This is a genomic window from Halobacillus sp. HZG1 (assembly GCF_035818575.1).
Classification (GTDB): Bacteria; Bacillota; Bacilli; order Bacillales; family Halobacillaceae; genus Halobacillus; species Halobacillus litoralis.
On record NZ_JAYLVQ010000070.1, the window covers coordinates 172,630 to 197,522 of the forward strand.

The 24,893-nt window shown below is 43.1% G+C and carries 25 protein-coding genes; 5 read left to right on the forward strand and 20 right to left on the reverse strand.

Annotated features, from left to right (window positions below):
* Window positions 1-14: 14 nt before the first annotated feature.
* From VKA52_RS14005 to VKA52_RS14020, 4 genes are all read right to left on the reverse strand, one after another.
* Complete coding sequence (locus VKA52_RS14005) at window positions 15-1,706, reverse strand: hypothetical protein (protein ID WP_326316106.1); 1,692 nt, start codon at window positions 1,704-1,706, stop codon at window positions 15-17.
* Window positions 1,707-2,919: 1,213 nt separating this feature from the next.
* The gene (gene dnaB, locus VKA52_RS14010) at window positions 2,920-4,158 is read right to left on the reverse strand and encodes a replicative DNA helicase (RefSeq protein ID WP_326316107.1); all 1,239 of its coding nucleotides are present in this window, start codon (window positions 4,156-4,158) and stop codon (window positions 2,920-2,922) included.
* Window positions 4,148-4,480 (reverse strand): hypothetical protein, encoded by a 333-nt coding sequence (locus VKA52_RS14015; protein ID WP_326316108.1) that lies wholly within the window; start codon window positions 4,478-4,480, stop codon window positions 4,148-4,150. The genes dnaB and VKA52_RS14015 overlap by 11 nt, the downstream gene beginning before the upstream one ends.
* The gene (locus VKA52_RS14020) at window positions 4,477-5,202 is read right to left on the reverse strand and encodes a DnaD domain protein (protein ID WP_326316109.1); all 726 of its coding nucleotides are present in this window, start codon (window positions 5,200-5,202) and stop codon (window positions 4,477-4,479) included. Before VKA52_RS14020 ends, VKA52_RS14015 begins: the two co-directional genes overlap by 4 nt.
* Before the next feature lie 496 nt (window positions 5,203-5,698).
* On the opposite strand from VKA52_RS14020, the gene VKA52_RS14025 reads away from it, so the two are divergent.
* Window positions 5,699-6,685 carry an ABC transporter substrate-binding protein gene (locus VKA52_RS14025; RefSeq protein ID WP_326316110.1) on the forward strand — a complete coding sequence of 329 codons (987 nt, stop codon included), beginning with the start codon at window positions 5,699-5,701 and terminating at the stop codon, window positions 6,683-6,685.
* 30 nt (window positions 6,686-6,715) lie between these two features.
* Here VKA52_RS14025 and VKA52_RS14030 read toward each other — a convergent pair whose 3' ends face one another.
* Window positions 6,716-7,477, reverse strand: a complete 762-nt coding sequence (locus VKA52_RS14030) for a (2Fe-2S)-binding protein (protein ID WP_326316111.1) — start codon at window positions 7,475-7,477, stop codon at window positions 6,716-6,718.
* Between the two features lie 207 nt (window positions 7,478-7,684).
* Here VKA52_RS14030 and VKA52_RS14035 point away from each other — a divergent pair, with 207 nt between their 5' ends.
* Together VKA52_RS14035 and VKA52_RS14040 are read left to right on the forward strand one after the other, a co-directional pair.
* Window positions 7,685-8,668 carry a FecCD family ABC transporter permease gene (locus VKA52_RS14035; RefSeq protein WP_326316219.1) on the forward strand — a complete coding sequence of 328 codons (984 nt, stop codon included), beginning with the start codon at window positions 7,685-7,687 and terminating at the stop codon, window positions 8,666-8,668.
* A gap of 2 nt (window positions 8,669-8,670) precedes the next feature.
* Window positions 8,671-9,690, forward strand: a complete 1,020-nt coding sequence (locus VKA52_RS14040; protein WP_326316220.1) for a FecCD family ABC transporter permease — start codon at window positions 8,671-8,673, stop codon at window positions 9,688-9,690.
* A 134-nt stretch (window positions 9,691-9,824) separates the two neighbouring features.
* On the opposite strand, the gene VKA52_RS14045 is transcribed toward VKA52_RS14040, so the two are convergent.
* From VKA52_RS14045 to VKA52_RS14100, 12 genes are all read right to left on the reverse strand, one after another.
* Window positions 9,825-10,673, reverse strand: a complete 849-nt coding sequence (locus tag VKA52_RS14045) for a TIGR03943 family putative permease subunit (protein ID WP_326316112.1) — start codon at window positions 10,671-10,673, stop codon at window positions 9,825-9,827.
* 31 nt (window positions 10,674-10,704) lie between these two features.
* Window positions 10,705-11,718, reverse strand: a complete 1,014-nt coding sequence (locus VKA52_RS14050; RefSeq protein WP_326316113.1) for a permease — start codon at window positions 11,716-11,718, stop codon at window positions 10,705-10,707.
* Window positions 11,719-11,802: 84 nt separating this feature from the next.
* Window positions 11,803-12,759, reverse strand: a complete 957-nt coding sequence (locus VKA52_RS14055; protein ID WP_326316114.1) for a CobW family GTP-binding protein — start codon at window positions 12,757-12,759, stop codon at window positions 11,803-11,805.
* Window positions 12,760-13,125: 366 nt separating this feature from the next.
* Complete coding sequence (locus VKA52_RS14060) at window positions 13,126-13,431, reverse strand: hypothetical protein (protein ID WP_326316115.1); 306 nt, start codon at window positions 13,429-13,431, stop codon at window positions 13,126-13,128.
* A gap of 164 nt (window positions 13,432-13,595) precedes the next feature.
* Window positions 13,596-15,269: a metal ABC transporter solute-binding protein, Zn/Mn family gene (locus tag VKA52_RS14065; protein ID WP_326316116.1), complete on the reverse strand. Its 1,674-nt coding sequence runs from the start codon at window positions 15,267-15,269 to the stop codon at window positions 13,596-13,598.
* 94 nt (window positions 15,270-15,363) lie between these two features.
* On the reverse strand, window positions 15,364-15,768 hold the full coding sequence (locus tag VKA52_RS14070) for a Fur family transcriptional regulator (RefSeq protein WP_326316117.1): 405 nt from the start codon (window positions 15,766-15,768) through the stop codon (window positions 15,364-15,366).
* A 96-nt stretch (window positions 15,769-15,864) separates the two neighbouring features.
* Window positions 15,865-16,134, reverse strand: coding sequence for a 30S ribosomal protein S14 (rpsN, locus tag VKA52_RS14075; RefSeq protein WP_326316118.1), 270 nt, complete (start codon window positions 16,132-16,134; stop codon window positions 15,865-15,867).
* A gap of 44 nt (window positions 16,135-16,178) precedes the next feature.
* Entirely contained in the window at window positions 16,179-16,724 is a 546-nt protein-coding gene (dcd, locus tag VKA52_RS14080) for a dCTP deaminase (RefSeq protein WP_326316119.1), read from the reverse strand.
* 19 nt (window positions 16,725-16,743) lie between these two features.
* The gene (locus VKA52_RS14085; protein WP_326316120.1) at window positions 16,744-17,946 is read right to left on the reverse strand and encodes a CobW family GTP-binding protein; all 1,203 of its coding nucleotides are present in this window, start codon (window positions 17,944-17,946) and stop codon (window positions 16,744-16,746) included.
* Window positions 17,947-18,000: 54 nt separating this feature from the next.
* Window positions 18,001-18,978, reverse strand: coding sequence for a CobW family GTP-binding protein (locus tag VKA52_RS14090; protein WP_326316121.1), 978 nt, complete (start codon window positions 18,976-18,978; stop codon window positions 18,001-18,003).
* The gene (gene sufU, locus VKA52_RS14095; protein ID WP_326316122.1) at window positions 18,902-19,405 is read right to left on the reverse strand and encodes a Fe-S cluster assembly sulfur transfer protein SufU; all 504 of its coding nucleotides are present in this window, start codon (window positions 19,403-19,405) and stop codon (window positions 18,902-18,904) included. The genes VKA52_RS14090 and sufU overlap by 77 nt, the downstream gene beginning before the upstream one ends.
* Window positions 19,406-19,498: 93 nt before the next feature.
* The gene (locus VKA52_RS14100) at window positions 19,499-19,996 is read right to left on the reverse strand and encodes a hypothetical protein (RefSeq protein ID WP_326316123.1); all 498 of its coding nucleotides are present in this window, start codon (window positions 19,994-19,996) and stop codon (window positions 19,499-19,501) included.
* A gap of 317 nt (window positions 19,997-20,313) precedes the next feature.
* Between VKA52_RS14100 and VKA52_RS14105 the strand changes: the two genes are divergently transcribed.
* Window positions 20,314-21,261: a CobW family GTP-binding protein gene (locus tag VKA52_RS14105; RefSeq protein ID WP_326316124.1), complete on the forward strand. Its 948-nt coding sequence runs from the start codon at window positions 20,314-20,316 to the stop codon at window positions 21,259-21,261.
* A gap of 117 nt (window positions 21,262-21,378) precedes the next feature.
* Complete coding sequence (locus tag VKA52_RS14110; protein ID WP_326316221.1) at window positions 21,379-21,561, forward strand: hypothetical protein; 183 nt, start codon at window positions 21,379-21,381, stop codon at window positions 21,559-21,561.
* Between the two features lie 124 nt (window positions 21,562-21,685).
* Here the strand turns inward: VKA52_RS14110 and VKA52_RS14115 are convergent, their stop codons facing one another.
* From VKA52_RS14115 to VKA52_RS14125, 3 genes are all read right to left on the reverse strand, one after another.
* Window positions 21,686-21,913: a WYL domain-containing protein gene (locus VKA52_RS14115; protein ID WP_326316125.1), complete on the reverse strand. Its 228-nt coding sequence runs from the start codon at window positions 21,911-21,913 to the stop codon at window positions 21,686-21,688.
* A 328-nt stretch (window positions 21,914-22,241) separates the two neighbouring features.
* Complete coding sequence (locus VKA52_RS14120) at window positions 22,242-22,538, reverse strand: hypothetical protein (RefSeq protein ID WP_160911658.1); 297 nt, start codon at window positions 22,536-22,538, stop codon at window positions 22,242-22,244.
* A 169-nt stretch (window positions 22,539-22,707) separates the two neighbouring features.
* Window positions 22,708-24,867, reverse strand: coding sequence for a glycoside hydrolase family 3 N-terminal domain-containing protein (locus tag VKA52_RS14125; RefSeq protein ID WP_326316126.1), 2,160 nt, complete (start codon window positions 24,865-24,867; stop codon window positions 22,708-22,710).
* Between the last annotated feature and the right edge of the window lie 26 nt (window positions 24,868-24,893).

The following is a 24,893-nucleotide window of genomic DNA, read 5'->3' on the forward strand; positions in this document are numbered from 1 at the left end:
GATATACCCCTCCCTTAGCCTAAGCTAATTTCATCTTCAACAAATAATCCTTCTTCTCTATCATAGCGAAGTATGTTTAACTCATATTCATCAGGCTCACTTAACCTAATGAGTTCGTTTTTGAATGTATCAACTAATATTTCAGCGTCTTGCTGGAGGATGTTATGAGTTCCTCCACCACTTGCTCTCATTAAATATTCAAAGATAGCTAGATTGACATTCATAGAGATTTCATCATCTACATTCATAGTAAATTTTGATGGCTTTCTATCTAAGTCTGTCCGCTCTAACTCTTCTAGTAGATTTAATGATTTCCTTGATTTAAACGACTCATAAATCATTAAGTTCTTATTTGTTGCTAATAACTCTTTCATATCAGTGGTTAATCTTCCAGAAAATATGCGGTTTAAGCCGTTCGTAAGTTCCCTCTTTATAGCTGTTTGGTTTCTAGGGTTGTTGAACAAAGACTTATAGTCACTTAGGTATTCATATGGGAGGAGCTGATCCGTTGTAAATCCTACCTCTTCTTGTAACTCATAAAACAGTTTTCTCCTTAGCTTAGGAATCCAATCTTCTATTAATGAATGGTCATTATCCACGTTATAATCGCGATATAAGGTTAATCTTTTCTGGAAATAACCTAACTCTAAATCTAGAGTAGGCCCGAATATATCCTTATGAACATTCTCAAGTTTCTCATCACCATTAATATCACCGTTTATAATAAAGTCATCAATCGATGAATGAGAATAGCTACCCGGATCGAAAGTCTTGAATAGTTTCAAAGCATTCATTTCTGAGAAAGCATTCTCACTTAAATCACGGCCGTAGAAATTCTGATAATATGGACGCTTTATTTGTTCCTTTAATTGCTTGTAGTCCGCTTCTAAGACATCATCACACGTGTATCCTCCAGTTAGCATAAAGCTATTATGGATGAGCATTTCACGCATAGTGATGTGGGTGTCTAAGTAGTCAAGAAGCTGATACTGTTCCACAATCTTTTCTCGAATGTGGGGTTGAGATGTGCGTTCATGGTTCATATAAATAATGCATCTATCTTGTTTAGGACAGGCGTGGCAGGCGCTCCAATTCTCCTCCTTGTTCCACTCTTCAAGCACTCTGTCTACATATACTGAGGATGTTACATCCAATAAATTAAAAATACTAAAATCTCGAGAGTTATTTTCATATGATTCAAACCGCCTCAATACCGCTTCGTTAAGTAGATTCAAATCGTCGTGTTGAGATAAGAATTTCGTTAGTTTCCCTTCGTTCGCTGCGATCAAGTAATAAACCCCATCAGCGTGTTTATTTTCAATATTCTTTTGAAGGGCATCAAGCTCCCTATGAATAACATCTTCCTTAAGTTCCGATAAGTCTTTTACAATCCTTAATGTCCCTTTAGGAAACTGAAAATCGACGATCCCTTCTTCAGGCCAGATCGTTAAATCATCATTATTAAAATAATTGTATATAATTCTACATAATCGGGTTTTTCCATCACCCGCATTACCAGTAAGTATGACACTTTGTGGATTATTTTCGTACACTTGTAATAGTGTTTCTTCTATTTGAGTATGTACATTAAATGTATAGCTCTTCTCATCACTAGAATCGTGTGTATATTCATCATAGATTTTAGAGTGATTTGGAGACAATACATTATATTGATCTAAGTAAAAAACGAATGGATTACCTTTCAATTTGCTAACCCCCAATATAGTTAAAAAGCAACGGTTTAATCGCCACTTAAGATTGATTACTAAATCGAATGAATTACTATTATTATTTCATAAACTCAATACTCCTTACAACAGTAAGGTAATTCTCTTTTACTAAAGCAGAGTAATTCATGTAATTTAATACAAATAATGTAACTTTATTTTACATTCAGCTCTAGAATAATTTCTATAGGTCACTGTACTCATCAAATTGCTTGCCTTTGCAATTTTCATCAATTTTTCTCTAATTTCAACAATCAATTGTTCTTCAAAAGACTTATTAGCTATTGTTATTATTCATGATTCAAGGAATTTCTGCCAACGAAGTATATTTCTTATTTTATAATACATTGATATGATTCATATTAGCTATTGCTAGAATTCCGACTACCTATGACAATGAGCTTTTTGTACACACACTTCAAAACCATACTATTACTTAGTGAAAATAAATTAAATTATAAAAGGAGAAGGAGTGAAATAATGTCTCAACATTACAAGTGGATTGATGTCATTACTACTGCAATGAAAAGATTAGTTGGAGAAGGGACTCTTCAAGAAATATACAAAGAAGTCGAAGGTAGTAGATTAATAGACTAAATAGATACACAAATTCGAAGGTTCAAATTCGAAAGAATATTTACCTTCACTATAGCGATTGTGATATTTTCCGAGGTACTACTGGAGATCAAGCAAATTTATTATATGCTCCAAATGGAAAAGGCGAAGGAAGATGGGGAATTCGTGAAGGTACCAATCATAACTTCTAGCTTTTAACGTCTTGTTAAATAGTACTCCTTTAAAGTTCAATATAGAAATTCCATAAAAATACCCCCCATTATATATGAGAGTTATATACTTTATTATTGTCTAATTAAACTAACTCGCTTATTACTTAATTTTCTTTTTTGAAATAGAAGTAATCATAACTTTAATAAACTATAAACATACATGATGTAGGTATCAAGTTTACGCTACCCTCTTATTTTAACAGTGTTTTACTTTGTAAATTATTATTAAAAGATCTTTTATTATATTTCCATTCTTATTTGCCTCTCACTTAAAGGCTTGGGGATATACATATTTACAACCAATCATCATCCAAATCAGCAGAGATGTCTAAGAGGAAGCATCTAGCTTTTTTGAACCTGTTCTCATTCCCTAGCGCTGGTATTGACTCACTAAATAATCAAGATCAGGAGAATCGCCCGAACTCTTTGTTAAACCCCAACATCACCGTCCCCACCGGACCATTCCGCTGCTTCCTCAAAATCACCTCCACCACATCACTTCCTTCCTGAGAATAGTAGTCATCACGGTACAAAAAGCTGATAACGTCGGCGTCCTGCTCGATGTTGCCGGATTCCCTCAAGTCGGACATCATCGGGCGTTTATCCTGGCGTTGTTCGACGCTTCGGGAGAGTTGGGAGAGAAGGATGATCGGGAGGTTGAGTTCACGAGCGAGGAGTTTCAGTTCGCGGGTGATGGCACCGACTTCCAGGTCGCGGCGTTCAAAGCGGCCTTTGACATTCATCAGTTGCAGGTAATCGATGATGATGAGGTGATCATGGTCGGGGTCGGAAGCTACGGAGGCTCTGATTTTCGTCGTGATGTCTTGGACGGTTTGTTGTCGCTCGTGGATCGACAGTTTCCATTCGGCGATTTCTCCTATGGCATGAAAGGAACGTTTATAGTCCTCTGCGGAAAAACACATCGTGCGCCACTTCTGACCGTCGATGCGTGCTTCTGATGAAATCATCCGCTGCAACAGCTGCTTGGATCCCATTTCCAGACTGAACAGGTCGACGGCTCCTCCGTTCTTGCAGTGGTTCATGGCGATGTTCAAGGCGAAGGCGGTCTTCCCCATCGAAGGCCTGGCAGCGACGATGATCAAATCGCCACGCTGCGCGCCTCCGGTCATTTTGTCATAGTCTTCGAACCCTGTGGCTAAACCCGTCTGGACGGGGGATGAGATCATCTCCATAGCGATGTCACTGAGCTGCTCTTTCACCGTCTGTTCATCCGCTTCCGTGTCCTGATCCATCAAATGGAGCTGCTGTTTCAAGCCGAGCAGCGCATCAGCACTCGGGTTCTCGATGTATTTGATCGCCGACTGTCTCATTTGCTGGTTCGTGTAGGATTCGACGAGGAGCTTTTCATAGAAGTGGAAGTTCTCGATCGTCGGGACGGATTCGGCCAGCCCGAGCAAGTAGCTCACTCCCCCCACCTGGGGGATTTCATCTCCGAGACTCGTTGTGACCGTCACCATATCCACCGGTGTTCCCTTGTTGTCCACCTGCTGCATCGCTAGGAAAATGCGTCGATGGTCGTGTCTGGAGAAATGCTCTGGGGCGAGCGTCGTCTGCTTGATTTTCTCCCCGTCTACGAGAAAAATACCTAACACGGCCTGTTCCGTCTGTAGATTATGACTCATGGGACTTCTCCTCTGCGAGTGTTCGGAGCTTGTCCATGAACCGCTGGCGGATCTCATCAGATACTTCCGCTGCTTCCGCCTCCCACACTTTCATCTGCTCCAAGTGACGGTTTTCCTCCGGTTGATAGACTGCGATTTCACCGATGATCGGCGGGAACGGACTACGGACAGCGAAATCGGAAAGCTTGGCCATCACCCCATGGTAATCCATCTCCAAGAGCTTCGGAATCAGCATATTCGCGACACGCTCGGTGATATCGAATTTCTGTGGATACAATTCACTGATCGTCTCAAGTACCTCGATGGCTTCTTCTCTCTTCATCCCTGCACCTCCTCTCTCAACTTATCGAACACCGATTTGTTTTTCTCATGTTTCGAATTGGTCCTCTGCTTCTTGTGATCCTGCTGGGCTCGTTCCGCTCCTCTTAGGGTGCGGACGCCACCTTGCTGCCACTGTTTCAGAATGCCTTCACAATAGCTGAAGAAAGGCTTGTTGCTCTTGACCGCAAGCTTCATCGATTGGATGACGAGTTTATCAGACAACTCTTCACACCACTGAGTGATTTTTTCTGCGATGAACGGCGACAACGTCCCGATGTTGTTTTCGTAAAAATGGTGGGGATTCTCAGCTGGCTTTTCTACTACTGCTTCTTTTTCTTTCGTTTCGTTTTGTTTACTTAATGTGTTCGACTTGCCGGTATCGCTACCGTTCGACTTGCCGCCATTGTTCTCCTCCACACTGTCGCTCTCGCTGTCCATTTCTTCATATAAAGGGAGGAGCCGATAGATGGGAGCCTGGTTGCCTGGTCTCGAAGTGAACGTCACATACCCTTTCTCCACGAGTTCCTTGCGTGCTTTCCGAATGCTGCTTTCGCTCAAGTTGGATTTCAGGCAAAGGACGGTCATCGAGGCCGAGAATTCTTTTTTCCAACGGGATTTGTTATTCACATGCATGAGGCTGTGCCAAAGGTTGATGGCAGCAGAAGTTAGAGGGTTGAATTCCTGATGATCGTAGAAGGCGTTGATCGCTTTAATATAGTTCATTTGGATTCTCCTATTCTTATGGAAAGATGGAGGATTTGTGCATAGAAAAACACTTCCTCCATTCTATAATCGAAGGAAGTGTGTGTTTGGTGTCTATGAAATGGAAAGTTTTTTATTTTTTTAAGAATCAACCTTGTCGTTTTTTCACCACTCTAATTCGTTGAGTTCAATAGTTTTGATTCATGTTTTAGCAAGACAACTCAAATCTTCAATGAACTAGCTGGAAGAGATTCTTTTTCAAAAAAGCGTGAGCCTTCGATCTAATTCCCTCATAGCCAATTAACGCTATTGTACGTGATGATTCCATCGAATCCCTCCTTTCCACTAAAGCCCTGTATGCACGATCGACCCATCCTCACTCATCTGAAAGTAAATGCAAAAAATAAGACCAATATCCCAATAAGCCTTGATTTATTCATTGAAAATGGTTATCATTATCGTTGGTTAATGATAATGATTATCATTATTACAAAAAATAGAAAAGAGGAGATTGGACATGAGATTACGTACATATGTGATGTTCGCATTGCTTATAAGTGTGCTCCTGCTTGTTGGCTGCTCGGATACCGAAGGGTCCACAGACGCACAAGAGGAAGACACAGAGAAGACAGAACAAACGACCGAAACGGAAGCGAAAACCATTTCGCATTTAAAAGGGGAAACCGAAATACCAGAAAACGTGGAGAAAGTCGTGGCTCTTCGTCCTAGTTATTTTGACCACCTGTTAACGATTGGTGTAAAACCTGTCGGCGTTACCGCTCAATCTCAATATGGCGGGGACTATATTCCCTACCTTGCCGATCAGCTGGAAGGTGCTGAAATTGTAGGTTCAGCTGCGGAAGTCAATTTGGAAAAAATCCTCGAACTCGAGCCGGATCTTATTCTTGTCGATGATTATACAGCATCGGAAGTGTATGAAGATTTAGAGAAAATCGCACCGACTGTCGTGTTGGGCGCATCCTCTGATGAAGAACGGAATGATCCGGACTTTTGGCAGCAGGACCTTATGAAAATCGCAAAAATCTTCGATAAAGAAGATGTGGCCAAAGAAAAAATCGCTGAGCTTGAAGAAAAGGTAGCAGAAGCGAACGAAACCATCACCAACATGGAAAATAACAAAATGGCATTCCTTCGTATTCGTGAAAAAGTGATTCAAATCTACCCGGAAACCACTCACCCGATGGTGTCCATGTTATACCATGACCTTGGCTTTGAGCCATCGGAATTAACAGACGAGAAAGAGCGTGGGGATCTATCGATGGAAGTGATCCCAGAACTTGGCGCCGACCATATCTTCCTGCAGGTGGACTCTTCGGGAGGACCTGAAAACTACTCTTCCATTCAAGACAGTAATTTGTGGAAAGACCTGGAAGCCGTTGAAAATGAAAACGTATTGAAGACGGACTTCTGGATTTATAAAGCATGGGGAGCCATCGGCCGGACACAAATGGTTGAAGAAGCCATGGAGTATGTAAACGAGTAAAGAAAAAAAGGCTAAACTTCTTCGTTAAGTTTAGCCTTCTCTTTTTGTTGACGATTTGAAAAGATGCGGGCATGTTCCACAACAATGGGAAAGGTCTCGGTCATGCAACAAGTAGGAAAGACAGCAGTGCTCACGAATGTAGAAGGGCTCGCCTTCCTCGGGCTTATGCAACGGGAATGTGAAGGCTAGTGGGTTACTTTCCTCCACTCCAAATAGCTCATCTGTAGTAAAAAGGTTCAAATAGTGATCAATCGTCTGCTCATCCGCTTGCTCTTGACGCATCAATAATAGACGGCGTTGAAACAGGTTATGAGCGACAAAAGAATGAAGATGCTCAGCTTTGCAGCGAGAAGCAGCAGCTACAGCTGAAAAGAGAGGTTCTAAGTGGCTTTTCAAGAACGTGCGAATAAGCCCATGAAGCTGTGCAGTCGTTAAATCAGAGACTTCTTTCACCGCTTCTTCCTCGATAAAGTACCGGTTCGGTTTTCCCTCTTCCAGCTTGATTCCGATGAGGTGTGGCGCTGTATCAATCATGATCCCTCTTCTTATAAGAAGCGAGAAGATCCCCATAGCGAGAACAGTGTATCGCTTACCGAACAGCGTCCCTACAATCGTGGAAACTTCTGTGCCTCGATGCGCCTTTTGCACTTGTATAAATTCGGCAGCATTTGTTTCATTTTCTATAATGTCACTTACCCTGTAATCGATTTTATCATCAAAATCCGATTCGATATGAATGAATGCATTCTTCGCTAGGAAATCGTACACTTGTTTTCGATCTTCTTTAATCATAATAAAACCCTCCGAGCTCCATGTATGTATGAATGATTATGATAATCGTTATCAATTATAAATGCGCGACGTAAAAAACACAAATAAAGTTTCCGCATTAAGTGGCAAGAAATAGAGGTGGAGAGAAACATGGAAAGACCAAAGGAAGGTCAGTCGAATGTTCCGACACAAAAATCAACTAAAAAACAATATAAAAGCCGCCCTCTTATGGCTACGCTCATCCTCATCGCCGGGACGGCACTGTTGATCGTAAGTATCGGTTTTTCTGTCATGCTGGGAGCAGCGGATATCAGTTTCACAACCGTCTGGAATGGGGTCTTCCAATACAATCCGGACCTTACCTCCCACCAGATCATCCAGGAACTGCGGATGCCCAGAGCCATTGTAGCCGCCATCATCGGTGCATTTTTGGCGGTTTCCGGTGCCATCATGCAAGGGATGACACGGAACCCCCTCGCCTCCCCTTCTATTATGGGGGTAACGGACGGGTCCGCTTTAATGATCGCGATCGCATTCGCTTTCTTCCCCGGCACGTCTCCTCTTGGTCTCATGTTTTTTTCTTTTATCGGAGCGGGACTTGCAGCAGGGGTTGTGTTTCTAATCGGGTCATTCTCCAAAGGCGGCCTTTCCCCAGTAAAACTGGCGCTTGCGGGTACAGCCGTGGGAGCATTGTTGAGTGCTTTCTCTTCAGGGATCGCTATTCATTTTGAAGTCGCCCAGGACATGAGCTTCTGGTACGCAGGAGGAGTCGCTGGGACGCAATGGATCCAAGTTCAATTTGTTCTACCGGTTGTTGTTATTGGTGGATTGATCGCTATATTCATCGCACGATCGGTCACCGTATTAAGCCTTGGAGAAAATGTTGCGAAAGGACTCGGCCAGCGGACGACCATGGTGAAAGTTCTTGGAACCATAGTCGTTCTTCTTATGACAGGAGCAGCCGTGTCCGTCGCAGGAAATGTGGGGTTTGTAGGATTGGTTATCCCTCATATTACCCGGTTCCTTGTCGGACTTGATTATAAATGGATCCTCCCGTGTTCAGCCGTTTTGGGCGGTTTATTACTCGTCCTCGCTGACATTGGTGCACGTATGGTGAATCCGCCTTATGAGACGCCTATCGGGGCGATCACAGCCATGGTTGGAGTTCCATTCTTCCTCTATTTAGCACGACGTGAAGGGAGAGGTCTTTAATGATGGATTCGATAAAAAGAAAAAACAGGAAAGCCTTCTTGACGATGGGGCTGCTCGCAGTCTTAATCGTCATTACCTTGTTAGTCAGTCTCCATACGGGCGTCATTCAAATCGGCCCTCTGGACGTGTTCAGAACCATGCTTGGATTGGGTTCAGAGCGTCAGGAGCTTGTCTTATTCGACTTCAGGCTTCCGAGACTCGTCATAGCCATGTTAGTAGGAGCAGGTCTGGCCGTTTCAGGCGCTATCTTACAGGGCGTTTCGCAAAATGGTTTGGCAGACCCAGGTATTCTTGGAATTAATGCCGGCGCTGGATTTGCTGTTGTCCTTTATATTTATTTTTCACAAGGGGCTAGCACCTCACTTGGTACTTTATCTATTTTCATCATGCCGTTCATGGCAATGATCGGGGCAGCCGCTGCGGCTTTTCTCATTTATGTATTAGCTTGGAAAAAAGGTGTGACACCCGTGCGACTGATTCTCGTCGGTATCGGAGTGAACGCTGCCTTCGGTGCGGTGCTCATCGTTTTCCAACTGAAAATGAATCCACGTGATTTCATGCAGGCGACCATCTGGCTGTCAGGAAGTATATGGGGGACGAATTGGAAGTATGTTCTAGCGGTTTTACCGTGGATGCTGCTACTCATTCCGTTCGCCCTATACAAAGCCAGGTTCTTGAATGTTTTGAGCTTGGGTGACCAGTTGGCTACAGGACTTGGGACAAGAGTGGAACGGGAACGAAGGATCCTGTTACTTGTGGCCGTTGGATTGGCAGGTGCAAGCGTAGCGGTTGCAGGAAGCATCGCTTTCCTTGGTCTTGTCGCCCCCCACCTTGCAAGAAGGCTGATCGGACCGAAGCATGAGCTGTTGATTCCATCATCCGCACTTATTGGTGCCCTGCTCCTGCTCACAGCCGATATGATCGGGCGCAACTTACTCGCCCCGTCCGAGATTCCTGTAGGTATTGTCGTTTCAGCTATAGGTGCCCCCTACTTTATCTACCTGCTGATGAAAACGAACTAGAGGAGGAACGTATATGACTTCTTTAGCAACGGGGATCCTCTGGTAACACTTAGCCTTTGAGACAGTTTATATAATATAAAGCCCCTGCCCCCTTTTGCTCTTCTGCACAAGGGGGACAGGGACTCTCTTTTCTTCTATAGAACTTTCGTCAAAATAGGGAAAATGTAAGGATTGGTCGGCTCAGGAATAGGGGTGATTTCTTTTATCTGAATGATTGGAAGTTCGACACCATTATACTGACCAACATCGATCACACCACGCACTTCCACCCACGTATCTACACCAAAGTTAACGGCCTCATCCGATTCACTCAACCATCCAATGACCCTGGCATCGGCGACGCAGTGGGTGATTAGAAACCTTGCCACTACGAGCTGATTGGGATCTAATCCTTCCTCTTTGTACACAAAACCTTTCATTTGAATCGTTTTCCCTTTATATTGATGGAGATTTTCTTCTATTTCATGATAATAAGAAGCGAAAATATCCTCGTTCATTTCAATCACTTCATCGTTGAGAAGGCCCATTTTCTGTTCATATTCCTCATCCGTCAAATAGTTGGTATTGGGGATCGGCTTGTTCTCATCGAGAGCCGGTGGATTCGATGATGCTTCCTCTTGATAAGCATTTCCTCCTTGGGGGAGAAGGGAACCTTTATTTTTGGCAATCGTAGCATCCAGGGAGGTGAGCTCCAATCCAAATCCTGTACATAAAGGAAAAAGCAGAACCAAGTAACTCACCCACCTTTTCACATACGACTGCTTGTGATCATGGTCCTCGGTGCACCCGGGAGCGCAGAAGTCATGTTCACTGCTATTCCCCTGCCATACTCTCCCCAGCTGGACGAAGAACAGAAGAACGATCACACCTGCGGCCACCTGACTCATCAGGACATATTTGGGGTTGATCAATTTCACAATCTCCCCGGTATGGTGCAATTGAATAAGAAAAAAAGCGAAGGCGGCTAATAGGATCAGTTTCATGAATTGATAAAAGTGAAAGCGCACCGCCTACTCACCTGCCCACCATAGATATAGTGATCGTACATATGAATACAATGACCGTGATGGAAAGGAACAATGTGAACACGAACCTGGACTTGAACACACTCAACAACATGATGGTATTTTTCAAATCGATCATAGGTCCATAGATTAAGAAAGCTAAAACAGCGCCGGAAGGGAACAAACTGCTAAAGGAAGCTCCTATAAAAGCGTCCGCCTCTGAACATAAAGACAACACGAAGGCAAGCCCCATCATGACGACCGTCGCCCCCATCAATCCTTCGCCGAACAAAAAGAGGGACTGGGCTTGTACATACGTCTGAACAAAGGCAGCAACGAAAGCACCAATGATTAAGTACTTTCCCATATCGAAAAATTCGTCAATCGAATGGACACACATTCCTTTTAGCTTTTTCATGAACGATACTTCTGTTTGCGGGGACCCTTCAGAACCATACAAACCGGAAACCGAATGTTTGAGCTGGTTGGACTTGAATAAAGTGCTGATGAAGAGGGCGATCAGCAGCGCCGCAACAAAACCCACACCCATCCGTAACCCTGCCATTCTCATATCATTCCCAAAGGCCATATACGTAGATAAAATGACGATCGGGTTGATCAATGGTCCCGTCAGAAGAAATCCAATACTCGCGGGCAAGGGCACTCCTTTTGCTACCAGCCGCCTGACAATGGGGACGATGCCACATTCACAGGCGGGAAAAACAGATCCCACCAGACAGCCCATCAGGATCGCCCGGTACTTATTTTGCGGGATCCACCGCTTCACATGTTCTTCTGTAATAAAGATTTGAATAGCCCCGGCAATGAGAACGCCAATGAGTACAAAAGGAATGGCCTCAATGATGAGACTGAGAAAGATCGTGTTCAGCTGGTTGAAGGAATCGGGCAGGATCATAGAAGCACTCTTTCCAAGCCATTGACTATACGTAACAAAATAAGCAACCATAACAAAAGCTAAAACGGCTGTCACATCCAATACTGTGTTGTAAAGCCTAAAAGTCATAGCTTCCTCCTATCCCGTACTTTTTCTCGTTCTACTGTTATCTTCGAGCGTCCATTCTGCATCGTCTTAGCTGCTTCACCAATTTCAGACCTTCCCTAACCGGCTGAAGCTGTGCATGAGTTCTGTTCGCTGGAGCTGATCACCAATCAAAATGATTGCCGGATGTATGCCTGCTGGATGTTTAATCTTCTCAAACTCGATCATGTTGGAGGAAAATTGAAAGGAATAAAGGCCTTCATGACCTTCAAGATTCACGACTCCTTTTCCTCTTAAGATGGTTTCAGGTAAGTCGCTCAACCAACTCTCCAAATCTCGTTTCTTCATCTTTGGTACGGGCTCGAGCTTCACGGCACGCAACCCGGAGTGGTGATGGGAATGAGCTTCCTCTTCTCTCCTTTCCGCTGAAGAGTGGATCGAAGGTTGTATTCGTCTCTTCCATAACTCCAGAGATGGGACACGCCCATAGGATGTCTGAAAGATTGGGACGGACTCCCCTGTAAGACCCTTGATTTTCCTGATGGTTTTATTTAACGTCTTCCCTTTGGTCAGGTCCTGTTTATTTAATAGAATGAGATCGGCGCTGGTGATCTGTTCTTCCAGCAGTTTCCTTATGTCCGCCGTGCTTGAAAACACACTCTGATACTCTAAAAAGGTACTGGAATCTATCAAACTAATCATCGAATACAAACGGAAATGAGACGAATACATAGGATTCTCTAATACTTTCTTCACTTCGAGAGGGTTGGAAACGCCTGTTCCTTCAATGATCAAAAGATCCAGTTCATTCTTTTGCGCCTCTAGTATAAATTCATCCAACGTCGTCTCTAAATCCTCTTTGATAGTACAGCATATGCAGCCGTTTAATAGTTCTTTCACGTTTTGTTTCTGAAAGAGAGGTTTTTCTATATTCACTTCTCCCAGTTCATTTAAAATCACGCCTACCCGTCGGTTCTTCCTCTCGCATTCTTCTATCATTTTTAATAAGACGGTGGTTTTTCCACTACCTAAAAAGCCACTTATCATATAAGTCGGTATGGGCACGTCGAACATCCTCCTCCATTCAATAAATAGTAATTGTTACTATTTATAACAATCTACTAGTTGAACACAAAAAATATGCGTATGGAACATGGCTTTTCTTAAAATTTTGCCGGAGGCCTTATTCAATGGGAATGGATTCAGTACGATCGATGATCATAGGTCCCTTGTACATGGATAGTTACACTCTAATAAAAAATCCTCGAGTGCTCATAAGCTGGAGATAACAAAAAGAGCGAACCATGGCAGGATGGTTCGCTCTTTTCATGATTCTCTTATATGAAAACGGCATGCGCCCATTGGAAATGACAGAAAGAGTACTCTTCTAGAATTCATAACAAGCTCTCTGACACACCCCTCAGTTTTTCCTTATTGCTTCAACGGTTGCATGATCACAGCCCTTTCTATTTCTTCCATACGAATAGAGAAACGTTTCAACCCTTTCCGTTCAAAGTGGGTACGGATTTCTTTTGGAACATAAATCAATCCTTTTCTTCCCACTGTACTCATGACATCAAGGGTTTTATTGTAGGCTGGCTTAATCATGATGCACTGATTTTCGATGTTAAACGTGACCGTCATCCCGTCCTCGATCTGTAATTCTCTCCTCCATGCAACAGGAATGTTGAAATCGGTTCTGCGCGCGAAATCGATCATTTTACGACTCTGCTTCATATCTATCGTTCTCCATACTTCAGTTTTTTTAATAGATCCATGACCACCCCTTGGGATTGATTTCTCTGTTTGGATAATAAAAAGCTGAAGACCGTGTTCAATCTTCAGCTTTTCCCATTCCTCTTTAAATCAGCTGGAACAGTCACTCTAAACAGATTACCCTTTTAATGGGCCATCATTTCATGGGCAATCTCCTGTCCATCCATATCTAATGGATAGTAGGTCGGCCAGTGACTCACTTCCTCAAGTAAAGTCTCACGGTCATCGCCCCAGTACAGGTGATAGTGATCCGCTTTTGTTGGATAGATACTATGGTCACTAAACTGAATATACGTTGGAAGGCCTTCCGCTTCTTCCTCCAGTTTGAAGATGTATCTTACCCCTCTATTGCCTTTATCGTAAGTCAAGATTTCATACCCATCCGAGACATAGTCCCCGGATCGTTCTTCTCCATCTTCATAAAAAGTGACGGTCTTTCCGTGAATATCAATACGATTCACATCTGTCTTATACCCCTGCTCATAATATTCCTTGTATTCTTCAGCTGTCTTGTCCCCTTCTTCTGCTTTATGAGCATAGACTTCATCAAGCGTTCCGTCTTTATGGTAAGGGTACACCGACTGCCAGTCTCCTTCCCAATCGGAAAGTTTTCGTTCCTCCACTTGGCTGTCTTCAAAGTAGCCCTCATAAATTTTCTCCGCTTCTTCGTCATGCCCATGTTCATGGCTGTGGTCATGATCGTGCTCCTCCGATTCGTCCGTGTTGTCTGAAGCTGCCGAAGGATTCGCTAAAGCGGTTGAAAGGACTTCTAAGTTACGCTTCATGAGGCTGAAGTAATCCTCATCATTTTCAAGATCTTCTTCTGTTAAGACAGATAAGTTATGGATGCGTAACGTCTCGGCGTCGATTTCCTGGCGTACAACTTCTGCTACTTTAGGGGTGACATTCTGTTCGAAAAGGACATGATTCAAGCCATTTTCTTCAGCCGTTTTCACGATATTTTCCAGGTCCTTCTGTGAAGGTTCATTCGCAGGGCTTAGTCCAGACACCGCCACCTGCTCTATGCCGTAATTTTCTTCCCAATAGCCATAGGCGGCATGGGATACGATAATCTTATTCCCAGGCAGGCTTTCGATCTTCGTATGGAACTCTTCGTCTAAACGTTCAAGATCTTCTTTCAACGTCTCAAAGTTTTCTAGGAATACGTCTTCCTGTTCAGGGTTTATTTCAACTAATGTGTCTTTAATATGTTCGGCCATTTCAATGGAACGGATCGGATCCAGCCAAACGTGAGGGTCCTGGTCGCCATGATGATGCCCCTCATGTCCCTCTTCGTCGCTACCTTCACCACCGGAATGTTCGTCATGACTACCTCCCTCGTCGGCATGGCCGTCCTCACCGTGAGCATGTTCGTCATGGCTATCTTCTTCGCCGTGGTTATGACTGTGATCTTTTAAATCTATTCCTTTGGATGCTTCGAGAATTTGAACATCTTCCGACTCGATAGAATCAGAGATTTTCTTCGCATAAGGCTCTAATCCTGCACCGTTATAGATGAAAGCATCCGATTCAGCGATTTCTATCATTTCTTTCGTCGTTGGTTCATAAGTATGCGGGTCGGTTCCCGGTGGCAGAATAGATTCTACTGAAGCTGCATCTCCTGCGATTTGTTCTGTGAAAAACTGTAGCGGATAAACCGTCGTAAACACCTTCATCTCTTCCGTTGAATCCTGCGTTTCTTTTTCACTTTCATCACTGCTTGCCTCTTCCCCATTACATGCAGCCATGGTAAAGATTACGAAACATAAACTAAATAATCCTAAAAATTTCTTAAACATTTGTTCTCCTCCTTCTATTCCACACTTGATATTATCGTAACCATTACTATTTGTAAATAGTAATCATTACTTTTAATATGCGCTCCCTGTCACTTCAATGACATTGAGGACAGATCCCATAAACTTCAAATTTGTGATTTTCAATAACATACCCTTCCAAATCATTCTTGATGAGTTCCATCGGACAAAGGTCTATATCTTTTGTTTCCCTGCATGCCTTACAAATAAAGAGATGCTTATGGCCCGGACGCGCAAGCCGGAAATGCTTTTCCCTATTCATCTCTATGGTTTCCAATAGTTTTTCCTCTGTTAAAAGATAAAGGTTTTTATAAACGGTGGCATAGCTGACACCAGGGAAATATTGCTGAATGTCCCTTATAACATCTTTAGCTGCCAGATAATGATGCTGATCGATGAAAATCTTCAGCATTCTCTCTCTTTGTTTTGTACGTTTATATCCTTTTTCTTTTAAGGTATAAATGGCTGTTTGTAAGTCCAATAGACTTCACCCTTTACTCATTAGATATCCGTGGCTCATATCATAATCCTGATCCACCTGCTCTTCATCAGGGACAGAAGGCCAGTCACTGGTCACTTACCAGCTTGATTTTTTCACCCCGGGAATCTGACCTTTATGTGCATATTCTCTGAAGGCGATCCGGGACATCTTGAACTTTCTCATATAGCCACGCGGTCTTCCCGTCACTTCACACCTCCCTGTTAAACGAGTGGGAGAGGAATCACGAGGAAGCTTTCGAAGTGCTTCATAATCTCCTTTGGCTTTCAGCTCTTTTCTAAGTTCCGCGTATTTCGCTACCATCTCCTGTCTTTTTTTCTCTTTTGCTACTTTAGATTTCTTAGCCATTCTGTATACTCTCCTTTAATAATAATGTTTACGATTTAATTTTTTTAAAAATGATTCTCTTTATCTCGATATACAGCACTAGCTGTTGTACTGGATTGACCCCTATATTTACCTTGATAGGCGTTCGTCAGTCGATCCATCTGGGCAAGAACGAGTTGACAAATCCTCCATCCCTCCGTCAATTCAATCGGGCACCGATTTGAATTGAACAATTCCAGCGTGATGCGTCCTTCAAATCCCGGATCCACCCAGCCTGCATTCTGCACAAACAACCCCATCCTCCCGATGGAACTTCTCCCTTCGACAAATGCGGTGAGATCATCAGGTAATTTCACCCATTCCTTCGTCGTCGCAAGAATAAATGAATGAGGAGGGATAATTATGGATTCATTATGGCCAATATAGATATCGCGATAGGAAGCTTTCTGTTTGAAAGACAGTTGGCCTGTACTATGTTCGTCCACTGTCATAAAGTGCCTGCCCAGTGTCAAGTCAACAGAAGCAGGCTGAACATGATCCAGGATAAATGGATCGATGCCCAACACCTCTTTCTCCACCTTGTTTTGTATAGACTCGCGGGATAGTATCATGTTGTCACCTTCTTTATTTTCATTGATAGGATTTGACTTTCCAGTTAAAGGGATCTTCCATCTCCGACCATTCCATGTCCGCCTCTTCAGGCGTTACCAAACACTCATCCAACTCTTTGGTAATCGTTTTCTTATCAAGTTCCACTCCAATGAAGACCAGCTTGGTCATTCGATCACCATACTCCACATCCCAATCGTTCAACACATCCGGGTTTTGCATAATCGTACGATCTTTTTGTTCTTTCGGGAGAGCAGCTACCCAGTAGGAGACCGGTTCTATGGAAACCGATGGACCTGCTTGTGATAAAAGAATCGCCAGATCATTCCTTGTGGCACACCAGGATATTCCTTTGGCCCTTACTATCGAAGTCGGCATCCGGCCGATCCAATCGTAGAAGCGTTGGGAATGAAAAGGAAGCCTTCTCTTATATACAAAAGATTGAATGCCATATTCTTCTGTTTCCGGGGTATGGGCCTCAGGGCCTGCCATCAATTCCTGGAGCCACCCAGCCGATTGACTCGCCTTTTCAAAATTAAAGCGATGCGTATTGATAATCTTCTCTGGATCGATTTCACTGAATGTAGTTGGGATGATTTCCGCATCAGGCTGTAACGTCCGCACCACTTTTGTCAATGCATTCAGTTGCTCCTCCGTCACCATGTCGCATTTATTCAATAGAAGCACATCGCAAAATTCAATTTGGTCGATCAACAGATCTGCCAGATTTCGTTCGTCCTCTTCCCCTACCGCCTGCTTTCTGTCCAACAGACGGTCTCCGGATTCATAATCGTGCCAAAACCGGTAAGCGTCCATCACCGTTACCATCGTGTCCAAACGACAGAACCGGGTAAGGTCGATTCCGAGCTCTTCATCGATATAAGAAAAGGTTTGGGCGACCGGCACAGGCTCGCTGATGCCAGTTGACTCAATCACGATATAATCCACATCCCCGGCTTTTGCAATCTTCTCAACTTCAATCAATAAATCTTCTCTTAACGTACAGCAGATGCAGCTATTGGACATCTCGACCAAATTCTCATCCACTCTGGAAAAATGGCCGCCTTTCTCTACTAAGTCTGCGTCGATATTGATTTCACTCATGTCATTGACGATGACAGCGATTTTAAGTCCATCGCGGTTGTTTAATAGATGATTGAGTAACGTGGTTTTTCCTGAACCTAAGTAACCACTCAAGACCGTGACTGGTATTTTCTTCTCCATTGTTACCCTCCTATAAAAGTAATGATTACGATTTAAAACTGTGTAAAAAAATTTCTACTCCGTCACACACTGCTGGAACTGTTCCGTAAGACTTTTTTTATCTAAGTTCTTTCCAATAAATACAAGCTCACTTACCCGCTCATCATCTCCCCACGAACCAGCTTCCTCACCTGCAAAAAGCATATGAACACCTTGAAAAACAAAGCGTCTCTCTTTTCCCTCAATGTTCAAAACCCCTTTGTAACGGTATAACTTCTCTCCCTGAATTTGAACGAGAAAGGATAACCAAAGGTTTAGCTTTTTCAAATTCAACGGCTTCACTTCCCGAAGAGCCAAAGAAGATATTTCATCATCATGGGAATGGTGATGGCTGTTCAAAAAATCTGGATGTCCTCTCAATTTTTCCTGCAAGTCAAAGGAATAAATCCCAAGAACTTCACCCGGTGAAATCCGGCTGTTTTCACAGAGGTGTTGAGAGGCGGTGGGATTGATGCGTTCCAATCTTTTTCGCAGATCCGTGAGCTGATCCTTTGTTACCAAATCCACTTTGTTGACAAGGACAACGTCGGCAAAAGCGATTTGATTGATAGCTTCCCCCTGTTGATCCAAGTGTCTGGAAATATGCTTCGCATCAACCAATGTACAAACCGCATCGATGAAGTAATCTTCGACCACTTCTTTATCCATCAGGAATGTCTGCACAACAGGAGCAGGATCAGCGAGTCCTGTCGTTTCAATAATCACACGGTCAAACTCAATCATTTTCTCGTCCCTGGATATAGCTAACATGGATAACGTATCAATTAAATCTTTGCGTACATTACAGCAAATACAGCCCCTGTTTATTTCGATGATTTCTTCTTCCGTTTGTTCAATGAGCTGATCATCAATCCCTATGTCTCCAAACTCGTTCACGATGAGTGCTGTCTTTTCTTCTGTATGTTTCAGCAAATGATTAAGGAAAGTGGTCTTTCCCGATCCCAAATACCCCGTCACTATGGTTACAGGTATTCTTGTATCCATCTCCGTCATATTTTTTCTCCTTCAACCATCGATCAAGTGCTTGCCAAGGCATAAGTGCACAATTATGTCTGGCACGTAATTTATGTACACCCTGGAGTGATGCGGCATCCCCTAATTCAATCCCATCCTCCCGGTGCCCTTCCCTTATTAAGCGTTCAAAAGCACGTCTCTTCTTCATGCATTCCCCCACGGTATGGTTTTTCAAAACCTCAGTCATCATGGAGCATGAAGCCATACTAATGCTGAAGCCTTCACCTTCGAAAGATAAATCCTCCATTCTCCCTTCCTTTACGCTTAAATATAAGACCATCATATCTCCGCAAGTGGGATTTTTATAATGAATTTTATGAATATCTCTTTCTCCGTCCATCGCTCCATAATTTCGTTTATATTTGGCGTGGTCCATTACAATTTTACGATATAGATCATCCAACATGATCAAAACCTCCTCACTCTTATGATCGTAAGCGTAGAGGGCACCATAAAATTACAGAGATCCTATTTCCTCCTCTGATCGATTCCAGTTTCGTTACGAATGCGGAAGTGATACAAAATAAAGTTTTTGATCCTTTTTTACGTTCAAGTCAGCATGAATAGAGTCTGTACAATCGATGAATTTGACAGCGTCCATCTTCGAGGGAAGCTGTCGAGCGACTTCCTCCTCGATCTCTTTCATCACCTGCAATAATTCAAATAAAGTTAATTCAAAATGGTCCGCTGCTAGCTTATGCGGAGATTCAATTTTAAGACGGGTTATAAATTCTCCTGCGGAATCCACTTCTTCTGCCATGTCATCCTCCATTTTAATGACATACTTATATAGATCCCGCTGCTTTTGTGGCAGGGTACTTATAATATGGTCCGTTAGTATGTTAAGTAAATAATCACTCATCGTTTCACCTCCGAATCCGAATCTCTCTATGTACCTTGTCTGTTTCCATTTTTCTGGGTGGATCGAGTACATTTCCTTCTGGCTTTCTTCTGTGAATGAACTCAGGTAAATAATCAATGATCGATAATTTTTCATGAAAGGATGTTCCCCTATGTTACGAATCAATAGAACGTTTTAATCGTAATGATTACTATTTAACTTACGAAGAATAATGTATCACTTAATTTCTATGAGGACAAGCATAAATTCATTTTTTATTTAATTTCTTCCTTCCCTTTTACTCTCTCGTGGGTAAATACAAAGGGGTGAAAATGTTGCATCTTTCATTAAATGAAGTTAAAATGTAAGCCTTCACAAATATTCGTAATCATTACTATTAAAATAATTTACGGATGACAAATGATGTGAACTAGCAAGGCACTAATACTTACTTTACAAGGAGTGTTTATGTATTGGCACATACCGGAATCCACATACTTTCTGGTTTCTTAGGTTCAGGAAAAACAACGCTATTGCAGAGAATACTGGAAGAAGAATATCAAAGAGGACGAAAAGTGGGCGTGATTATGAATGAAGCAGGCGAACTGCCGATCGATACCCAGTCATTGCCTGAGGGCACCCCTTTAAAAGAACTGTTAAACGGCTGTGTCTGCTGCACTCTTTCTGATAAACTGGAAACTCAAATCTCGGATATCCTCTACCATCATGATCTGGATGTACTCTATATAGAAACGACAGGTGTTGCACACCCGGTTGAGGTATTAGATGCGTGTTTAACTCCCCTTTTATCCGATAAAGTTAAAGTGAATTCGATCATAACCATGGTCGATCCCAATAGTTGGGCGGGACGGCATAACCTCAGAATCCCACTCAGAAAGCTGATTACAGAACAAGTCAAGCATGCAGACCTTGTCATTCTGAATAAATCAGATCAGCTCACTATACGAAATAAAGAGAAGTTGATGAGAGAATTGAATGAAATAAACCCTGGTGGTAAGGTGCTTGCAGCTAAGCACGCTCAAGTTCCCTGGGATACATTTTCAAATATAGAAACTAAACAAAGAAATGAGCATGAAAAAGAGCAGACGATTGATCACCTTCATATTAAGACATATGTTCATACATTCTCCTCTCCCGTCAACCAGGAACGATTTGAAAACTTCTTGAAATCCATGCCTGAGCAGATTTATCGTATTAAGGGATATATTCGACTTACAGGTCAATCAGGAACTCAACTTTTTCAATATGCTTATGGAACGCCAAGTTTCACCCCTTCTCCTCTAAATTTGGAAAACAATTTAGTGTTTATTGGTGATGACCTTGATCATGCAGCTTTGAATGAGGAACTGAGAGAGGTAGAGGAAGAATCTTCTCCTTCACATTCAAGTACGCAAGATTAGCCGGCGTGTGTTTTTCATTTAAAGATCACTCATCCCTTCCCGCCAGGAAGGAAAGGTCTATACACGTGATTATTTTTTGAGTTGTCGCTAAACCTACAAATATGGAGGTGTTGGGTAGTGGCAAAGAACCAGATAAAGGCAGGAACCGAAGTCGGACAAGGAAGAATAGAGGAGCCGAAATCATTAAAGCCAGGACGTTCCGGAACAGATCCAAATAAAGTAAAGCAGGAAATTCAAAAGGATGTAAACGCAGGGATAGGCGCCATGACATCGCGTGAGGCAGGATCCATGAAAGACTAAAGAACCACTATTTTGTGGTTCTTTTTTTACATACTTATTTCTTGTAAATCTCAACGATTCTAAGATATCTTCTCTAGTTTCCGCTAGAGCAACCGTACATTCACCATATTTCGATGACTGGATTTCAAGGTGTCTTTTTATACTTCTTCCACTTGTTATAAGGGGTTACCGACAAAATATTGGCGAGCTTGAATGACCGCACCGTCTTACGTGTATAACAATAAGCCAGGACGGTCTCCTCTTTGATAGATACTACGCGGATGACCCGCTGTGAGATCTTCCCTTTGTCAGCCATGTAGATGAGTTCCAGTTGTTGCTTCTCCTCTAAACCCCTTCTCAATACGCCATTCATAGATGATCACTTCCTTAATATAAATACGAACATTTGTTCTAATTATGTATATGTTACCACACGCGCATTAGAAGTAAACTGGTAAATGAAGGTCTTTAATCATGCTAAAAATATGGATGAAATCCTGGGTAGTACAGTACAGAAAGGTAAGTATGCTCAAGCATCTCCTCACCTAAAGTAGATAAAATTCAGTGGATGACTTTATAAATTGAAAGTTTTTCGAGCTCAAAAGTGACAAAGAATATTACTCCTAAAAAAGTCCACAGGACGAAATTTTCCCCGGCAAAGGCCAGGGATTTTCTGACGTACGACGATGCTTTGTTATCAGTTATTCAACCATTTCCCGATTATCGTCATTATTGTTTCTTTCATCAAAAGGGTCCTCAAGATCAATTTCCCTGTCACCAAACTCGATCTCCTGGTCCTCTCTATCGATGATCGGATAATCAACATCAGGCCTCGTATCCTCACCATTATCCCTGTCCAAACGGTTTCTTTGATCGTCCTGGTCATAACGTGTCGGCTGGTAATTCACATCTTCCGGTTCATTTGGTTCGTTGCCAGCGCAACCGTTCAAAATAGCTGCAATTAAAATGCCTAATAAAATCGGTCCTTTGATTTTCATTCTTTCACCTCCTGTTTCAACCTCTAATATTTACTAAAAGCCATGAAATAAGTCATTATTAGTGAATTTGTTTCATTTAAATGGAAAGGCATTCATGATTTCATAAATTTCAACTTAAACAAAAAAACCACACGGAAAGGTTCCGTGTGGTTCTGAAGTGAAGATATATTTAATCAAGCGAGAATCTTTCAGACTTCGCATCCCGACTGTTCGGTCCTACGAAAACCTCAAACTCCCCGGCATCACTCTTATATTCCATATTTGCATGATAATACCTGAGCTGCTCTTCTGTAAGAGTGAAATGGACGTCCTTCTGCTCCCCAGGATGGAGATAAACTTTTTCGAAATCCTTCAACTCCTTCAGCGGGCGGACAACTTCTCCAACTAGATCTCTTACATATAACTGGACGATTTCTTCTCCCGCATAGTCGCCTGTATTGGTCAATTGAATAGAGACAGTCAGTGATTCATCTTGTCGGATCCGTTTCGAGGAGATCGAAAGTTCGTTATATTCAAATCGGCTGTAGCTCATTCCGAAGCCGAATGGAAATAATGGTTCATTCGGGATATCAAGATATTGAGAGACATAGCGCTCCTGCGCATCTGGCGCGCCTTTAGGACGACCTGTATTGTAACGGTTGTAGTAGATCGGCACTTGTCCGACGGAATAAGGCATCGACATCGTCAATTTAGCCGAAGGGTTCACTTCGCCGAACAGGATATCTGCGAGCGCGTTCCCACCTTCGGTTCCTGGATACCACGCTTCAATGACGGCATCGGCGTTCTCGATGACTTCCCGTAGATCAAGGGGACGACCATTGAAAAGGACGGCTGTGACAGGTTTTCCTACTGATTTGATTTTTTTCAAAAGCTCTAACTGGACCTCAGGAATGCGGATGTCTGCCCGGCATCCAGCCTCCCCGCTCATATCGGAATGTTCCCCGAGCGCTACAACGATGGATTCCGCCTGTTCTGCTTTTTGCAATGCGGCTTGCATTTGTTCGTCTGTTCCCGTTTCAATGCCGCATCCGGCTGATGTTAGGAGCTGATTTTCATTTAAGTATTGGGATAGGCCGGAAGCAACGGTAATGGTATCATCGGCTGAGCCTCCCCATGACCACGGCCCGAGGATATCGGTATTGTCGGCAAACGGACCAATCAGTGCGACTTTCTGATCCTGTTGCAGTGGCAGGGTCCCTTCGTTTTTCAGGAGCACCATTGATTTTGTGGCCAGTTCACGGGAAGCTTTTCTGTTTTCAGTGGAGAGGATATGGGTGTCTTCCTCTTGTTCACTCGCTCCCCGATAAGGGTTATCAAACAATCCAAGTTTCTGTTTCAATTGCAGGATGCGCAGCACAGCTTCATCGAGGATGCTTTCTTCCAATGTCCCCTCCTCGATCAGTTCTTCCACATGATTGACGTAACAGGACGTCATCATTTCGACATCGACGCCTGCTTTCATCGCTTTTTCTGCGGCTATCTTTTCATTCTCTGCGACGCCGTGAGGGATCAATTCCTTCACCGCTCCCCAATCAGAGATGAGCACACCATCAAAGTTCCATTCATCCCGTAGAAGGCCCCTCATTAACGGTTCATTTCCTGTCGATGGCATGCCATTTAAGATGTTGAAGGCTGTCATCACCATCTGAGCACCTTCATCTAACGCAGCCTTGTAGGCAGGAAGGTAGTTTTCGCGCAGCTGCCATTCTGACATATCGACGGTATTGTAATCACGACCGCCCTCTGGCGCCCCATAGGCAGCAAAATGTTTGACGCATGAAGCTACTTTATGAGGATCATTTTCCAAATCTCCTTGAAAACCCCGGACGAATGAACGGGCGAACTGGCTGTTCAGGAAGGTATCCTCCCCTGTACTTTCCATCACACGTCCCCACCTCGGTTCCCGTGATAAATCCACCATCGGAGCGAATGTGACGTGGACGCCGGCGACAGCCGCTTCTCTAGCAGCAATGGAAGCACTCTTTTCAGCCAGCTCCATATCCCAGGAGCAGCCGATTGCTAAGGGAACAGGAAAGATGGTCTTGAACCCATGAACGATGTCCGACATGAATAACAACGGAATCCCTAAACGGCTCTCTTCCATATGAACCTTTTGAATATTGATTGTTTCTTTAGCTCCTGAAGCTCCTAGTACCGAACCTGTACGTTGGATATCTTCTTCATCTATATTCATGTGAACCATCGGACCTGTAATTTCCCCTCGATCGGAAGCTCCTTTAAAAAATGGTGTGGCCAATTGGACGAGCTGCCCTACTTTTTCTTCTACGGTCATTTGATCCAATAAGTTTTTCATTTGATGTTCTGCCATGAATGTTCCCCCTCAATTGAAGTATA

Coding starts and splice junctions, on each gene's coding strand:
- dnaB (WP_326316107.1), bottom strand. CDS start 4,158: ATGAGTCATAATCTACAGACGGAACAGGCCGTGTTAGGTATTTTTCTC.
- VKA52_RS14015 (WP_326316108.1), bottom strand. CDS start 4,480: ATGAAGAGAGAAGAAGCCATCGAGGTACTTGAGACGATCAGTGAATTG.
- VKA52_RS14020 (WP_326316109.1), bottom strand. CDS start 5,202: ATGAACTATATTAAAGCGATCAACGCCTTCTACGATCATCAGGAATTC.
- VKA52_RS14025 (WP_326316110.1), top strand. CDS start 5,699: ATGAGATTACGTACATATGTGATGTTCGCATTGCTTATAAGTGTGCTC.
- VKA52_RS14030 (WP_326316111.1), bottom strand. CDS start 7,477: ATGATTAAAGAAGATCGAAAACAAGTGTACGATTTCCTAGCGAAGAAT.
- VKA52_RS14035 (WP_326316219.1), top strand. CDS start 7,685: ATGGCTACGCTCATCCTCATCGCCGGGACGGCACTGTTGATCGTAAGT.
- VKA52_RS14040 (WP_326316220.1), top strand. CDS start 8,671: ATGGATTCGATAAAAAGAAAAAACAGGAAAGCCTTCTTGACGATGGGG.
- VKA52_RS14045 (WP_326316112.1), bottom strand. CDS start 10,673: ATGAAACTGATCCTATTAGCCGCCTTCGCTTTTTTTCTTATTCAATTG.
- VKA52_RS14050 (WP_326316113.1), bottom strand. CDS start 11,718: ATGACTTTTAGGCTTTACAACACAGTATTGGATGTGACAGCCGTTTTA.
- VKA52_RS14060 (WP_326316115.1), bottom strand. CDS start 13,431: ATGAAGCAGAGTCGTAAAATGATCGATTTCGCGCGCAGAACCGATTTC.
- VKA52_RS14065 (WP_326316116.1), bottom strand. CDS start 15,269: ATGTTTAAGAAATTTTTAGGATTATTTAGTTTATGTTTCGTAATCTTT.
- rpsN (WP_326316118.1), bottom strand. CDS start 16,134: ATGGCTAAGAAATCTAAAGTAGCAAAAGAGAAAAAAAGACAGGAGATG.
- dcd (WP_326316119.1), bottom strand. CDS start 16,724: ATGATACTATCCCGCGAGTCTATACAAAACAAGGTGGAGAAAGAGGTG.
- VKA52_RS14085 (WP_326316120.1), bottom strand. CDS start 17,946: ATGGAGAAGAAAATACCAGTCACGGTCTTGAGTGGTTACTTAGGTTCA.
- VKA52_RS14090 (WP_326316121.1), bottom strand. CDS start 18,978: ATGACGGAGATGGATACAAGAATACCTGTAACCATAGTGACGGGGTAT.
- sufU (WP_326316122.1), bottom strand. CDS start 19,405: ATGTTGGATGATCTATATCGTAAAATTGTAATGGACCACGCCAAATAT.
- VKA52_RS14100 (WP_326316123.1), bottom strand. CDS start 19,996: ATGAAAAATTATCGATCATTGATTATTTACCTGAGTTCATTCACAGAA.
- VKA52_RS14115 (WP_326316125.1), bottom strand. CDS start 21,913: ATGAATGGCGTATTGAGAAGGGGTTTAGAGGAGAAGCAACAACTGGAA.
- VKA52_RS14120 (WP_160911658.1), bottom strand. CDS start 22,538: ATGAAAATCAAAGGACCGATTTTATTAGGCATTTTAATTGCAGCTATT.
- VKA52_RS14125 (WP_326316126.1), bottom strand. CDS start 24,867: ATGGCAGAACATCAAATGAAAAACTTATTGGATCAAATGACCGTAGAA.